The organism is Ruegeria sp. CI1 (assembly GCF_056536925.1).
In genome coordinates this window covers 329,848-344,668 of sequence record NZ_JBQFQP010000003.1, presented here as the reverse complement: position 1 = coordinate 344,668, position 14,821 = coordinate 329,848, and the positions used below count along the sequence as shown (strand labels likewise).

The following is a 14,821-nucleotide window of genomic DNA, read 5'->3' as shown; positions in this document are numbered from 1 at the left end:
TACTGAGGCACTCAAGCAGCCGAAAATATGGCTTTTAGCCGAGATCGGGAACGTAACCGCAGGTGACCAGAGATGAGCTCTTTCAAGTTGAATGCAGAAGACTGGCGCGCAATTCAAATGCTGCCGGAGCTGTATGGAAACGCACTTGGAACCCAAGACTGGACGCAATCCCTGGATGTTCTCGCGGAACTTTCCGAGTCGACCGGAGTGATGCTTTATGCACATGACATTGGAGAAGTTGAATACAACGTCAACTCCAGCAACAGCCTGTATACGGACAAGCAAGAGCTGATCGCAGATCACTTGCAACGGTTCGGGCACTATGAACTTGAAGCCATGGCGTTCATGAGGGTTGCGGAGCCCTACCGCTTATACCGCGACACAGAGGTTTGGAGAACGCCGACCGACCGGTTGACGCACAGAGACGACTACCGAAACGTAATGGAAAAGTTCGGGATTTGCAGGCGCCTGGCCGTCCGTTTCGACACCCCAAGAAACATGAATGCAGGTATTATTTTTCAGCTGGATAAAGATTTGCTGGAAATCCCGAACCTCACAATGAAGCGGGCAGCGATAACGGCACCACATATTGCTAAAGCTGTAGAACTGAATCGGTTTTTGTCGCCACTCATGCAGCGTTATCTGTCGTCCCAATTGATGACGCTTTTGTATTCGGTCATCACTGCCACCCCTTCGAAACGCAGGCAGGGCATCGACCGCGGTCATCCGTTCGGTCGATCTGGCCGACATAGCAGCAGACTGGCGGTGCTGGGAGACCAATGCGAACCAGTCTCTACTAAAAGGGCGGCACGCGAGAACACCCGGGGAACTCCGGGCATTTTGCTAACTTTCTGAATTTTTTCGGTTTTGATCGAGCGAAGCGACTTCGAACTGAACGTCACTCTACTCAGGAGTGCCGCGCACCTGGCGCGAAACACCGCCTACTCGTTTTCACCAGCCCCTGCCTCGGAAGTTCCGAGAAGGCCGTCCAAGATATTGAGCACCTGAAGAAGGGTCTCGCGGGTTTCGTGAAGTCCCGCCCCAATCTTCAACTCTCCTCGCCCGGCCAACACAAGCACCGCAGCCAACACCTCTCTCGAATTCCGCATGAGCTCGACCAGGTGCTCACCAGCCGGGCCGTGGGAGCCTGCGAGCCAGTTCTTGGCCGTTCGTTCCGAGACGCCTGTCCAACGCATCACGATCTTGATCGCCCGATGAGATCCGCCGAGCTCCCGCTTCAGAGCAGCCGCAATGGCCATTTGGTATTTTAATCGATCGACTTCCCCTTCGTCGTCATCTGGAAAAGTCTTGCCCATCTTAGGAAACATTTTTCCGAACCTCCGCGTCTATGCTTCGACCCCATGGAATCACAGGCATTTCCCGTGACTTGCCGAAGGCGAAAAATGAAAGGCTCGGTTCTTGAGCTGGAGGGATGGACATGACGGAGGCGCAATGGCGCCAAAGGGAGCGCAGCCTCGGCGCGCCGCTCAATACGTCCGGATGTCGACCGAGCACCAACGCTATTCGACCGAGAACCAGTCGGACGCGATCAAGCACTACGCAGAGCAACGCGGTATCGAGATCGTCCGCACCTATTCGGATGAGGGAAAGAGCGGTCTAAGGATCCAGGGCCGCGATGGGCTCAAGCAGCTCATCGACGATATTCAATCCGGCAAAGCCGATTTCGAAGCGGTGCTCGTCTACGATATCAGCCGCTGGGGCCGGTTTCAGGATGCGGACGAAAGCGCGTATTACGAGTACATCTGCAAACGCGCCGGCATCTCCGTCATCTATTGCGCCGAGCAATTCGAGAACGACGGCAGCCCGGTCTCTACGATCGTCAAAGGCGTCAAGCGCGCCATGGCAGGCGAGTACAGCCGGGAACTCTCGCAAAAGGTCTTCACCGGTCAAAGCCGTTTGATCGAACTGGGCTATCGCCAAGGCGGCCCACCCGGCTTCGGCCTGCGGCGCATGCTTATAGACGAGCATGGGGAAACGAAGGGCATCCTGGAGCGCGGTCAGCACAAGAGCATCCAGACGGATCGCGTCACCCTCGTCCCGGGGCCCGCGGAAGAGATCGCTGTCGTCCAAGAGATTTTCCAAGCCTTCGTTGAAGACCTGAAATCCGAGACCGAAATTGCCGACGCTCTGAATGCCCGTGGCGTCCTGACGGATCTCGGTCGCGCCTGGACCCGCGGGACCGTGCATCAAATCCTGATCAACGAGAAATACATTGGGAACAACGTCTGGAACCGCAGTTCATTCAAACTGAAGAAACGGCGTGTCCAAAACGATCCCGAGATCTGGGTCCGCGCCGAGGGTGCCTTCGAGGGGATCGTCGATCCGGATCTGTTTGCAGCCGCCAACGCCATCATCAGCGCCCGATCGAGCAAGCTCACCGACGACGAGATGCTCGAGGGCTTGAAGGAGGTGTTCGTGGCCCAGGGCTTTCTGTCCGGTCTCGTCATCGATGAGGCCGATGCGCTGCCCTCGAGCAGCGCTTATCGATCACGGTTCGGGAGCCTGCTGCGCGCCTACCAGCTGGTGGGGTTCAAGCCCGATCGAGACTACAGATATATCGAGATCAATCGACGCTTGCGCGCGCTGCATCCCGACATTGTCGCAGAGACGATTGCTGGTACGATCCGCTTCCCGATCCGAAGACCCGCGGTCTGGTTGTCAATGCCGTTGAGGCGGAAACGGTGCGGATGATCTTCGGTCTCTACGATGATCTCGGCTGCCTGAACGCGGTCATGCGCCGTGCAAACGAGACGGGCCTGCGCTCCAAGCTGCATCGCTTCAAATCCGACCGCGTCCAAGGCGGCAATCCGTTCTCGCGCGGCCAGATCTACACGCTTCTGCGCAACCCTATCTACATTGGCAAGATCCGCCACAAAGCAAAAGTCTGGGACGGTCAACATGATGCCATCATTGACCCTGAGCTTTGGGATAGGGTTCAGGGCAAATTGCAGGCCGCCAGCGCGCGGCCAAGATCGCGTACCGGGCGAACGAACCGTTGCACCAAGAACGGGGCTGCTGCCCTCACCGGCAAGCTTCGGGACGAGACCGGCGATCGATTGACTCCAACACACACACAACGCCATGGACGGCACATTCGCTATTACATCTCCAATCGGTTGATCTCTGGCGGTACCGACCCGAGTGGCTGGCGATTACCCGCAGGCCAATTGGAACAGGCCGTTTTCGACATTATTGCAAAGCACATTGGTAGTCTCGCTCGCGGGCATCGGATTCTTGTAAATGCAGACCTCCAGACTGGCGATGCAATCCGCAAAAAGGCATCGGGCTTGGCGATGCGGCTGTCGGTCGGTGCGCCAGACCTAATTCGAAACCTTGTATCGGAAGGCAGCATCGGAAATGGGCGCATCACGTTGATTTTGGAAGCAACTGAATTGGCAAACGAACTGAACCTGAAGCCGGATGAGATCGATGTGACGGCGCTCCAGATCGAAGCCCCGTTTGCGCTGCGTCGGCGGGGCGTCGAGGGGAAGATTGTTGTCGGGGATCGCCAGCCCGAACCAGACCAAACCCTTCTGCGGTCCTTGGCCCGGGCGCATGCCTGGACGGCAGATCTGCGCAACGGCAAACCCTTGAGCGAGATCGCCGAAGCAACCAGCCATTCCGAATCCTACATTCGAACCCGGGCCCAGATAGCCTTTCTTTCGCCTGCGATCCAGAAAGCGATCTTTGAGGGTCGCCAGCCACCAGACCTCACCCTCGAACGGATCGTCCGCAAACCGGTTCCACTCGATTGGGACAGCCAGGCCAAATTATACGGCTTTGACTTAAGTTTTGGCCATCCCTGATCACCGTCTGCACTTCCCTGTTTCTGTAGAAAAGTTCCCTGATAACTGCGAAAAAGTTCCCTGTTAATTTGCGCAGGGAAATCGCTCGTAACCTACTGAAATTACGCCCGGAGTTACGGCGCAATATGGCCGAAAGGTCCAGATTCTTAGAATTTTCCCTGTTAATTCCCTGTTAGCAGGGAATTTTGGCCCTAACCGAAGCGCCTGATGGTGCCTCCGGAGACGACCCTGGGAAATCGCCCTTAACAGCGACACAACGGTCGTCTCTCTGGGAAATGCCACAGTCCAACCCCCCGGAAAAACGGGAGAAAACAGGGAAAAAGGCTGTTTGCTGGCAGAGACTGGGGTGGGTGGCGGACCGAGGAGTAACTATATATTTTCTATAACTATATTATAAAACAACATAAAATTATCACAAATCAAAATAATACCACTAAATATACCACACTAAAATGAAAACTGGCGTTTCCGAGCCTAAGACTCGAATACGACGAAACGCCCGGTAAGAAATGTATAATAACCTGCGGAGTGAAGCAGCCGGTACATCCCATTTCCGAACACTAACGGTGCAGTTCGGTGCTGCATGGCAGCTTCCCAGAAGTGGACATCTAAGTGTGGCGGTTTGCTGATGCGCTACAAGTCAACGTCGCCGAGCTTTTCGTAAAACGTGGAGACGTTCGCTAGCTATTTAAGCTTCTGCGTCGTTGCAAGTATTCGACCCTGGGAGAATGCGCCTTCGGCTCTGATAACTTGATGCCGTCCAGCGATTGAAGTGCATCTCTGAGGCTGGAGTCTGTACCAACTTTTTCCCAATCGACAGTCGCAACTAGGTCGTCACTAATGACCAGAAAACCGTTCTCAAATGCGCGATCCACAAGGACTGACAAGCAGATCCCATTGGACGGGTCTAGTCGGATAGTCTCGTCCTCGCTCCACGGGACAATGTGTGACGCAATCAAGAATTCGCGCGATCTTATACCAGTAAGCGCGCACGCATTGCCATAGTTCTTCTTCACTATGTCGGCGAACGCTTTTTGGGCACTACCGCGCGTTTTGACAGTTGCAGTCGAGCTGGCCACGGCGTAACTGCCACTCTGCACCTGCTCAACAAAAACCGAAACCTCTTCTTCTGAGAGCGGCAGCGCTTCCGCTGAGGTGTCACTGTCAACCTCAGAGGGCAAATCGGTGGCGTCGTTGGTCGGCTCATCTGTTAGGTCGATTGGTGATGTTTCCGCTGCAATTGTTGTTGCAGTGGGTGGTTCGTAGGCTCGGAAGGTCCTTGACAAGAAAACGCGTGCAAGAGCTGCAACTGTCAATCGCTCAAATCAAAGATTTAGAGAGTTTTACTGCTGCGGGGTGAACGCCCGCTAATGACTTTATTCGAAATATTTTCGTTAACACAGCGAACTTCCGGTTTCCGCCCGTTACGACCGATGCTGCGCCTGTCGCCTGCGTCGCCTTCGGGCTCACAGCCGACTTGCGGTGGCGCGGCAGGCCGAACCCGAAGCGCGCTCCGAAAACAGCCATTCGCAAGACGCAGGTTATTCTCTGTCTTCAGATGGCTAGCCCGCTGTGGGGACCTTCGACTGTCGGAAGCGGGCGAAGGGCGAACTGGGGCTGAACGGCGGTGAAGAGCCCAAAGTGACCGAGCTTCCGCGAAGCAGCGAATGTCGGCTTCGCTATTCAATACCAATCAAATCTGTCGAGCGAATATCGAACACACATCGCTTCCAATTAGCGTACGCCGTCACCGCTACGCGCGATACGGCTCGATCCTGTCCGCCGACAATGCGTACCCAATTTCTGCTAGCTGTGTGGAAATGGAGGATATGCCAAACACTCCGACCACGCTGACCGGCTCGAACAGCCCTTCGGTTTCGTAGGGAGTTTGTGTTGTCACAAAAACCAGCTGATTGGCGGGCGGTGGAGGAACATGCACACAGGCACCGACGAAAGGAACAAGGATGAAGGCGGTCACACCGGTCCCGCTGTAGTCAATAGGAACGATAAATCCCGGAAGCCGGACGGTCTTTCCGTTCCAATCCGTTCTGACACCATTCGATGAAGGTTGCTGGCTATACAACGGCGCGTCATCGTGCTCGATCACACCTCGCAATATGTTAGGTATCGCTATTTCGTCTTCTGGCAACAAATCGGCCCAGTTCAGGTCGATGACGTCCTCAGCAAATGCGCTGCTTCCCAGAAAGGGCAGAATTGGAAGCGCCGTTACGAGCCTGCGCCGCATTGGGTCATGTATCTTCTGCAGGATCGGGTTTGCCGCGCCATTCTGTTGGGGCCGATCATTCATCTACACTTCCACCTGCATTTGCGTCGACTTCACGGGCCCGGGCCGTATACACCGAAATAGTCAACAGATCCCCCAAGCCAACGGAGCGTTCGCGTACCAACGGTTCCAGAATAGCGGATTGTGACCAGTCAGAGCGGAGAGAGAATTGCCGAGCAACGACAACGCCAGCATCGGGGCGCCGGGTAACCAATGAATCGATGGTGGCCTGAATGCTTGTCTTGAGTTGTTGATCAGCGATTCCATGATGAACGGACATCGCCATAACTATTTGTTCAATTTTGTCCAACGGCTGGTAGGGGTCACGGAGCATGGTATCCGCCAGATGTTCGACGCCAGATGCGCCTTCAAGCTCTATATAAGCAGCAGCGAAAGCACCTAGATTGTTGTACCATCCCCCATCCGTGGCCCGTTTGATATAGTTGTGTATTTCAGCTCTGGCGGCAGGCGTTCCGGAGAGCCCCAAAAGCAACGCGCGAATAGCCTGATATGGATAGCCTGACTTGGTCCATAGGTCCCTTAACAGGTCCTCGTCCGAAATGCGTATATCCATTGTTCGCAGTTGCGCGTATGGCACTTTGTCCAATTCGCCGATGACGATCGCTTCATGTGCTGGCATAGAACTGTCTTGCAAGGCGTTAATGAAGTCCAAGCGGCTTTGCGGCATGCTGTTTTTCCATGCCAGACGGTGATTCAACGCAGTTTGCAGAATGTCGCCAAAGCTCCCATCCACATAAGCGACCCGCCGCCAACCTGTATCGATACTGTGAACGAACAAGATAGTATCCGAGGTGCGCGCGGCCAGTTTTCGGCGGCTGGCACTGTCTACAAGCTGGTTAATGGGCGGCCCATCATCGTCGCCCGCCAGGACGCGGGTCACATCGTAGGCGAAGGGGTTCTCGTCGCTGGGACGGGCCAGCACCAAAGTCTCTGAGTCAACAATCCAGTCGATTGTCGTCCGTTCGGGTTTGACCATGTCAAAGGCACAGGACATGGCCGGACCCGAGGCAAAACAAAACGCTGCCACCAATACGCCGAGCGCCCTTGCACGCAGCCCGCCTGGAAACGGCGGTCGAAGTCGCCCAAGGTGCCCTATGGCGAAAGAATTCACCATACGTAGATTTCCATTTCATCGGCTGAGATTGAATAGCCTGTCTGACCAAGGCTGGTGGATTGCAATTGCGTCCTCATCGTGCCCGTGACCCAGACAGGATCCCAAAGCTGATCGCCCGGCCACGGCTGCGCAGCGTTGACCAAAACAAGCTGGTTTGCAGGCGGTGGTGGCGTGTGGATGCATGCGCCGACATAGGGCACGAGCATGAAATCGGTCACACCTTCCGCGCTGGTATCAAACGGGATGATGAAGCCCGGCATTTTGACGTAAGCGCCATTGAGCTCTTCGTTCAGCTTTATGGCATTGGCATCGTAGATCGGGTTCCAGGTATCATTGGCTTCGTCCAATTCGCCTTCTCCGATGATCTCGGCATGACTCAGACCTGGCGGGAGCAGGTCATCCCAGGTGATTTCCCGAGGTATTGCCGCGAACGCCATCTTCGGTGCGGCAACAGACCCGGAAAAGAGCATCAACGCAGTTCTTCGGTTCAACATTGCATCGATCTCATTCTTGGCATCACATTTTCACCATCATACCATCTGCAACCGACATTCTGTAGGCCCGAAATGCGGGCACAAGGCTCACGATTGCGCCAGCACAAACCACTGCAATGATAACCCAAAACTCTCGTATCTTGGGTGCATCAATCGGCAGCCAAAGGCCAAAGGCACTGTCGAGGATCGGCTGTGCGATGGTCAATCCAATGTACAACAAGACCAAGCCAAGCAGCGCACCAACTGCCGCCATAACCATCGCCTCCAAAACGAGCAGGCTCAGAATGGTGAAAGGCCGCGCGCCCATGGCTCGAAAGATCGCCATCTCGCGACGGCGCTCATTGAGGCTGGAAAAGATCGTGGCCATCATCCCGATGAGGGCCGTGACAACAACCATGGCGGACACGGCGAGGAGCGCGGTTTCGGCAATTCCGACGATGCCCCACAGCTCTTGCAAGGCCACACCGGGCAAGATCGCCAGCAACGGCTCTTGCTTGTATTCATTGATGGCGCGTTGCAGGGCGAAGGTTTGCAGGGGGCTTTCGACGCCGACAAGGGCCGCGGTTATGGCCTTGGGGGTGAGCTCCATTTCACGGATTACGTCCGCTGGTGTCGATTGGCCGGGCACCTGTGCGCCGCTTTTCCAATCCAAATGGATCGCCTCAATCGCTTCCATGCTCACGATGACGGTGCGATCGACCGGAGTGCCTGTCTTCTCCAGAATGCCCGACACGCGGAACGGCTGATCCTCATGTTCGGTGAAGGAGGCGAGGCCATGGGAGACGATGATCGGATCGCCGACAACATACCCAAGCGTTGCAGCGACGTCGGCACCGATGACCGTATCAAACAGATCATCCATGATTGAGCCGTCAGATACGGCCAGTGATCTGCCTTGCCGGTATTTGTAATGTTCGAAAAAGGCTTGGGTCGTGCCCATCACGCGGAATTGGCGGTGGCTGTCGCCCAGGGAAATCGGCACAATCCAGTCTACATCAGGCCGCGCCGCGATATCCTGATAGCTTTCCCACGTGACGTTGTTGGTCGCATTGCCGATGCGAAAGACGGAATAAAGCAATAGCTGCACGGACCCCGACCGTGCTCCGACAATCAAGTCGGTGCCGGATATCGTGTCGGCAAAGCTGGCTTTGGCCCCTGTCCGTACCTTTTCAACACCTAAAAACAGCGCCACCGATAGAGCAATGGCAAGGATGGTCATGCCGACCGTCAGCGCACGCGCAAAGAGCGAGGCAATGGCGAGGCGCAATATCATGCCGCCGCCCTTTCGATCTGCGCGATATCTTCCATGCAGATCACTCGGTCAAAGCGGCTCCCAAGACGCGGATCATGGCTGACCATCAAGAGCGAGGTGTTGTGCGTGGCCATTTGTGCGAACAGGAGGTCAAGAAAGGCGGCCTGACTATCTGCATCAAGCGCCGAGGTGGGTTCATCCGCTATGATCAGCGGTGGTTGCCCGATCAACGCGCGCGCTACTGCCACGCGCTGTTGCTGACCAACGCTGAGGGCCGTGGTTTTCGCGCCGGTAAGGTCTGCTGGCAAGCCAAGTGCAGAACATAAACGCGACGCCTCTGCGCTGGCGTCATTGACGTTCTTGCGCCGCGCAGGGGCAAAGCGCAGCGGGAGCAGGATGTTGTCCATCACAGACCCGAATGGCAGAAGGTTAAACTGCTGAAAGATTACACCGATCTGTTCGGCCCGAAACTTGTCACGCGCGCCGCCAGACAAAGTGGTGATGTCCGTTCCCGCGATATCAACTTTCCCCCGATCCGGCAGGATCGTGCCACAAATCAGCGACAATAAAGTTGATTTTCCTGACCCACTCTCGCCGAGCAACAACACAGACTCGCCCTTCGCGACTGACAAGTGAGGCACGGCCAAAGAGAATCCAGCCCGCCCCGGCCAGCGATAGGCAACGTCGGTTATTTCGAGAGTGGTGTCAGTCACTTACGCTCAACGCCCCAAATCCAGCACAGGCGCGTCACGGGTCACTTCAAGAGCTTGCGCGCCCGATGCGGTGATTATCTGCACCTCAACCTCTTGCGCACTCGGGAACGCTTCAAAGTAAGCGAAGGTGATTTCGGTAAGCGCCTCAGAGTTATCGCAGGACAGCGTGTATTCTGCATGGAATTCGGCGTGCCCAGCTTCATCAGCGTCCTCTGCGTGTTTGTCATCCGCATGATCATCGTGATGATCTTCGCCGTGATCATAATGTCCGCCTTCGCTTTCAAGTTCAGCAAGCGCCGCCACGACAGTACACCCTGCCGCATCGGGCACAACGAACAGATCGAGCGGTGCACCAAGTGTGGCGACAGCCGCATCAATCGCGGCAAGGTCAGCGTCACTCTCCGCTGCGTATTCGAACCCAACGATATCAGCACCCGGCGCTTCAAACGCCATCGCGACCGTTGGGCCTTCAATCGCGATATTGAGCGTCCCAACGCCATGCTCATGGGCATCAAGCCGGCGCACATCCTCTGCATAGGCAGGGAAAGCGGTGACTAGTGCAAAAAGGGAGACTACTTGTTTCATGGATACATCCAGTTGGGTTCGGTAGAAAGGATCAGGCTGCGCAGGTGCCGCAGAGCCCGTGAATTTCAACAATGTGCCGCGCCGCCCGAAAAGCGGTTCGGTCGGTCAGTACGGTGAGTTTCGGCAGCAGATCGCTCCCGTCATGTTCTTCAACTAACCCGCAGCCTTCACAGATCGCCAGGACAGGCACACTTTCGACGTGGCTACAGCGACAAGGTGCAAAGGCTTTGATGGATTCCAGCCGGTGAGCGCGCCCCTGATCAGTCAAAGCCGAGAGCGCGCGATAAACCGTCGGTGGCGCAATATCCGGCTCACTGACCTGAAGCCGTTCAAGAATTTGATACGCCGACATCGGTTTGTCGCATGCTTTCAAAACACTCAGAACATCTGTTTGCCGGGCCGCCGCGCTCTTTCTCATGTGCCAGATTCCCTCTTTGAAAAAGAGTTATTTTATAAAATAACAACCCGCAAGCGAAGAATACAGCAATCGCCAAACCAGCCTTTGGCGCAGCCGCAGCGAAAGCACCCTTTGTCCCGCTTAGCGGTCAATCGTGGATTCCGCAGCTTGGGTCTGGATTGAGCCCAAAGCGGACACTCGCTCAAACTTGATTGGGTGTCGATTATTATCCCACAACCGTTTTATTGACTGATCGGTTGCCAGAATCGCAGTCTTAGGTGATCCTTCAAGAAATCGAAGGATCGCAATATGTTTAGGTTTCTATTAATTGCATTCGGTATTTGCGTATCTACTTCCGCGTTAGCGCAAGAGTCGTCCGAAGATGTAGCGGCAAAAGATGATACCTCGGCGACCTCGTCCAGTCTGCTAACTGACGCTGAGTTGCAGACCTTGGTCGCCCCGGTTGCTCTTTATCCCGACACGTTACTCATACAGATATTTGTCGCGGCAACCCAGCCATTGGAAATTGTTAAGGCTGAACGGTATTTGCTCGATAACGCCGACCGCGACCCTGTTGAACTAGAGCCCGAAATCGATGCGATGGGATGGGATCCTTCCGTCAGTGTGTTGGCAACGGCGTTCCCCGAAGTTGTTGGTCAGATGGCCACCCATATCGACTGGACCGAGACAGTTGGCACTGCCATGTTGGCCCAGTCCGACGATGTGATGGATGCGGTGCAGGTCATGCGGGATCAGGCAATTGACAGCGGCGCTCTTGTTTCAGGGCCCGAGCAAACTGTCGAAGTGTCTGACGATGACAACGTAGTAATTACACCGACAGAACCCGAGACGGTATACGTCCCACAATACAATCCCGAGACGATTTATACTGGCCCGTCAACTGGGGATGTTGTGGGCGCAGCACTACTGACTTTTGGCGCTGTTGCCCTGATCGACGAAATTTTCGACGACGACGATGATTGGAACGACTACTGGGGGTGCCGAAATTGCGGTGGCTGGGGCGGCGGTCCGATTTATAGAAATCCAGACATCGACATAGACGTGGATGGCAACGTCAATATCGGCAATGATATAGATTTAGGTGACCGAACGGATATCGGATGGAACCCCGATCCTGACCGGCAACAGGAGGCCCGGAACAAAATAGCGGACCACAAAAGACCCGAAGGTGGCCGTAGCGACTTGCCGGTTAACCGTCCTGACGGTCGCACGGATGAGCTGCGTGCAAAGTTGAGCCGAGAATCCGGTGCTGCAGATATTAGCCGGGACCGCGGGGTGGCTGCAGCCGCGGTCGGTGCGGGTGCAGGGGCTGTAGCAGGCGGTGCCTTGGCGAACCGGAACAACGCTGATCGGGACAAGGCTGCCGCAAAGCAACAAGCCATTGATCGCACCAAACGTCCAGATTCAGCGAAAAAGCCAGTCGCACAAAGACCACAGACCGCCAAGAAGCCGCAAGCGAAGAAAGCCGCATCGACGCAGCGCAAGCCCGCGGCATCCAAAGGGCAAGCGATGAAGAAAAAGGCGTCCGGCAGCAGAACTCAAAGCGCGTCCAAGCGTGGAAACGCCGCTAAAGGCAAGCGGAGACGGTAAAATGCGTAGATCAGTATTTTCAATTTTGTTGCTTGCCGCGACCACAAGCCCGGCCCTCTCTGAAGGAGCCAGATTTGATACGCCGCAAACCGCACTGGATGCTTTTGTTGATGCGTTGAAGGCTAATGATCAGAGCAAGCTGATCGAAATTTTCGGGCCTGAAGCCGAGGATCTGGTTGGAACGGGTGATCCGGCAGAAGATCAAGAAAGAAGGCAGGAAGTGCTTGGCATGTATGCCGAGGGGTATCGTTTCCGGCCTGAGGACGATGGCGTTGTACTTCTTCTGGGTGAAGACGGTTGGCCTTTTCCTATCCCAATTCTGCGTAAAGATGACGGTTGGCGCTTTGACCTGGAGGCTGGGATCGAGGAACTTTCAGCTCGTGAAATAGGCTTGAATGAGTTGGAAGTGATCGAATTGCTTGAGGCCTATGTTGACCTGCAGGCAGCTTTCCGACTTGTGGACCATAACGGGAATGGCGTTATGGAATTCGCTCAGACGATCATTTCCGATCCGGAAGAGCAGAACGGTCTCTTCTGGCCTGGAAAAGACAGCTTTGTCGGTGCAGCGCTTGCCCGCGCCGCAGCTTCGGGGTGGAGTGACGGTCAGGTTGACTATGAAGCTGAACCATTTCTTGGCTATTATTACACAATCCTGCAAGAGCAGGGCCCCAACGCTCCAGGGGGTGCCTACCCCTATTTCGTCGGGGATCACTTTGTTGCAGGACATGCCTTGCTGGCAATACCGGCAGACTACGGAGAAACTGGTATTCATTCCTTTCTGGTAGGCGAAAACGGCATAGTCTACGAGGCAGATTTTGGCCCGGAGACACTCAGTATTGCATCTGAAATTTCTGCTTATGATCCAGACACGAATTGGTCACCGGTCGAGTAATATTTGGATTGAAAGTGTCGCTTAAGCTCTGCGCTTTGCTGAGGCCACTATTTGCGGTTCGTGTGACAAGCTTCAGTTCGATGGTTACGTGTACCCGAATAGGTTCAGCCTGGATCGCTCTTGCAACACCCATTGTGACTGCGAGCAAATTGCCCATCTTACGACTTGATCCATTCTTCTGCCTTCACACGTTTCGACTGAATGACTGAAAAGTCCGCATCTTCCCAGTCCATCGTCGGTGCAGCGAACGGCTGCAACGTCATCGGCGGTTGATGGCGTCAGCCAATGACCGGTTTGGTGAAGTTCGCTGCGTTGCGATCTCGCGTCGCCGCAGTAGCGAAGACCTGTGGCGGATTTCAGTGATCGCGCTCGCTGCGTCTGCACGAGTCCGGTCAGTCCGCAACTCTGCCGTTCAACAGATTTCAGCGAACGTCCGCTGCCGTTCAATGCAGACCTTCAGGCGAAATTCCTCGGAATGACCACCAACAATGACCGCTATCCATTCCTAAACCGTCATCTGACTGAAAGACTCAGATGATCGCATCGAGCCCGGAACGGACTGTCTCACCTGTCTGTTTTTTTACTCTGGCCAGACCACCGCCCAGTCTTTTGCCATGTCGGCAAAGAACCACCCGCGCTCGGCCCCTTCGTCAAGACCGCGATTCAGTACGCCAACGTGGCCTTCGCGATCGTAAGCCCATTCGCGTACTGCGTCGGTGTGATGCACATAAAGTCCGAAGGACGGGCCGTCACCGGTGGTCGTCCATTCGAGCATCTGGAAATCGCCGTCAGAATTGCCACCAGCGAAGATGGGACGCTTTCCTATGTGATGGTTGATTGCAACCGGCTTACCGGCTTTGTCATCATTGAAGAACAGATCAGGTTGCTTCATCAGCGCTGGCAAGCCGTTCTGAACGACGTACTCGGAGACCAGTGATGAACCAACGACCTGGTTAACCGGAATGTTGTAGGCATCCTCTGACAATACGCGAATGAAATCTATGCCACCGCCGGAGACAATGTATGTCGCGAAGCCCTCGTCACGGAGATAGCTCAGCAGTTCCAGCATCGGTTGATAGACCATCGCAGTATACGGCTTACCTGTGGTCGGATGAGTGGCCTCCGCGAGCCAATCGGCGACTGTATCTTTGAATTCTGCTACGCTCATTCCAGTATGAGCAGCAGCCAATACCTCAATGAGTCCTTCCTTACCGGTCGCCATGAGCGCCTCAATGTCACCCTCGGCAGCGGCCTTAAGTGCCTCAGAGGTGAGTGCAGCCGCATCCATCTTCTTCACCTGATCGATTGCGAAAAATAGCTGGAAGTAGGCTGGTTTTTCCGACCAGAGAGTACCGTCATTATCAAAGACCGCGATTCTGTCAGACGGTGTGACATAATCGTCGGAGGCGGGATCCGTTACTTCTTCCACGAAAGCAATGATGGCACTTTTGGTCTCTCCGGCGTTCCAGGATGGAAGCGGGTCAGCGGCCAGCGGACTTACGAGAATGACTATGCCAGAAACAAGTGCGGCTACCTTTTTTAAGTTGAATGACATTTGAAAGACCTCTTCTATTTGTACAATTCACCCAAATGATATGTGAAAGGCCAGATGGTGAGCCGTTGGCTCTTTT

General features: G+C 55.1%; 14 protein-coding genes and 1 pseudogene. 5 read left to right on the top strand and 10 right to left on the bottom strand.

The window, feature by feature from the left end:
* Positions 1-72: 72 nt before the first annotated feature.
* Positions 73-855 (top strand): hypothetical protein, encoded by a 783-nt coding sequence (locus ACR0LZ_RS05525; RefSeq protein WP_480748769.1) that lies wholly within the window; start codon positions 73-75, stop codon positions 853-855.
* Between the two features lie 86 nt (positions 856-941).
* Here ACR0LZ_RS05525 and ACR0LZ_RS05520 read toward each other — a convergent pair whose 3' ends face one another.
* Complete coding sequence (locus ACR0LZ_RS05520) at positions 942-1,316, bottom strand: hypothetical protein (protein WP_480748768.1); 375 nt, start codon at positions 1,314-1,316, stop codon at positions 942-944.
* 136 nt (positions 1,317-1,452) lie between these two features.
* Between ACR0LZ_RS05520 and ACR0LZ_RS05515 the strand changes: the two are divergent.
* Positions 1,453-2,640 (top strand): annotated as a pseudogene (locus ACR0LZ_RS05515) (recombinase family protein); the annotation flags it as partial.
* A gap of 68 nt (positions 2,641-2,708) precedes the next feature.
* On the top strand, positions 2,709-3,827 hold the full coding sequence (locus ACR0LZ_RS05510) for a recombinase family protein (protein WP_480748767.1): 1,119 nt from the start codon (positions 2,709-2,711) through the stop codon (positions 3,825-3,827).
* Positions 3,828-4,507: 680 nt separating this feature from the next.
* Here ACR0LZ_RS05510 and ACR0LZ_RS05505 read toward each other — a convergent pair.
* From ACR0LZ_RS05505 to ACR0LZ_RS05470, 8 genes are all read right to left on the bottom strand, one after another.
* The gene (locus ACR0LZ_RS05505) at positions 4,508-5,143 is read right to left on the bottom strand and encodes an HNH endonuclease (protein WP_480748766.1); all 636 of its coding nucleotides are present in this window, start codon (positions 5,141-5,143) and stop codon (positions 4,508-4,510) included.
* Between the two features lie 437 nt (positions 5,144-5,580).
* Positions 5,581-6,135 carry a DUF3299 domain-containing protein gene (locus tag ACR0LZ_RS05500; RefSeq protein ID WP_480748765.1) on the bottom strand — a complete coding sequence of 185 codons (555 nt, stop codon included), beginning with the start codon at positions 6,133-6,135 and terminating at the stop codon, positions 5,581-5,583.
* Positions 6,128-7,108, bottom strand: a complete 981-nt coding sequence (locus tag ACR0LZ_RS05495) for a hypothetical protein (RefSeq protein WP_480748764.1) — start codon at positions 7,106-7,108, stop codon at positions 6,128-6,130. The genes ACR0LZ_RS05500 and ACR0LZ_RS05495 overlap by 8 nt, the downstream gene beginning before the upstream one ends.
* A gap of 131 nt (positions 7,109-7,239) precedes the next feature.
* Complete coding sequence (locus ACR0LZ_RS05490; protein WP_480748763.1) at positions 7,240-7,740, bottom strand: DUF3299 domain-containing protein; 501 nt, start codon at positions 7,738-7,740, stop codon at positions 7,240-7,242.
* A 22-nt stretch (positions 7,741-7,762) separates the two neighbouring features.
* The gene (locus tag ACR0LZ_RS05485) at positions 7,763-9,013 is read right to left on the bottom strand and encodes an ABC transporter permease (RefSeq protein WP_480748762.1); all 1,251 of its coding nucleotides are present in this window, start codon (positions 9,011-9,013) and stop codon (positions 7,763-7,765) included.
* Positions 9,010-9,705 carry an ABC transporter ATP-binding protein gene (locus tag ACR0LZ_RS05480; RefSeq protein WP_480748761.1) on the bottom strand — a complete coding sequence of 232 codons (696 nt, stop codon included), beginning with the start codon at positions 9,703-9,705 and terminating at the stop codon, positions 9,010-9,012. Before ACR0LZ_RS05480 ends, ACR0LZ_RS05485 begins: the two co-directional genes overlap by 4 nt.
* Positions 9,706-9,711: 6 nt before the next feature.
* Positions 9,712-10,362, bottom strand: a complete 651-nt coding sequence (locus tag ACR0LZ_RS05475) for a DUF2796 domain-containing protein (protein ID WP_480748760.1) — start codon at positions 10,360-10,362, stop codon at positions 9,712-9,714.
* Entirely contained in the window at positions 10,322-10,708 is a 387-nt protein-coding gene (locus ACR0LZ_RS05470) for a Fur family transcriptional regulator (RefSeq protein WP_480748759.1), read from the bottom strand. Before ACR0LZ_RS05470 ends, ACR0LZ_RS05475 begins: the two co-directional genes overlap by 41 nt.
* 288 nt (positions 10,709-10,996) lie before the next feature.
* Here ACR0LZ_RS05470 and ACR0LZ_RS05465 point away from each other — a divergent pair, with 288 nt between their 5' ends.
* Positions 10,997-12,298, top strand: coding sequence for a DUF3300 domain-containing protein (locus tag ACR0LZ_RS05465; RefSeq protein WP_480748758.1), 1,302 nt, complete (start codon positions 10,997-10,999; stop codon positions 12,296-12,298).
* Position 12,299: 1 nt separating this feature from the next.
* On the top strand, positions 12,300-13,190 hold the full coding sequence (locus tag ACR0LZ_RS05460; RefSeq protein WP_170780201.1) for a DUF2950 family protein: 891 nt from the start codon (positions 12,300-12,302) through the stop codon (positions 13,188-13,190).
* 580 nt (positions 13,191-13,770) lie between these two features.
* On the opposite strand, the gene ACR0LZ_RS05455 is transcribed toward ACR0LZ_RS05460, so the two are convergent.
* Positions 13,771-14,745: an HAD family hydrolase gene (locus ACR0LZ_RS05455; RefSeq protein WP_480748757.1), complete on the bottom strand. Its 975-nt coding sequence runs from the start codon at positions 14,743-14,745 to the stop codon at positions 13,771-13,773.
* Positions 14,746-14,821 lie beyond the last annotated feature (76 nt).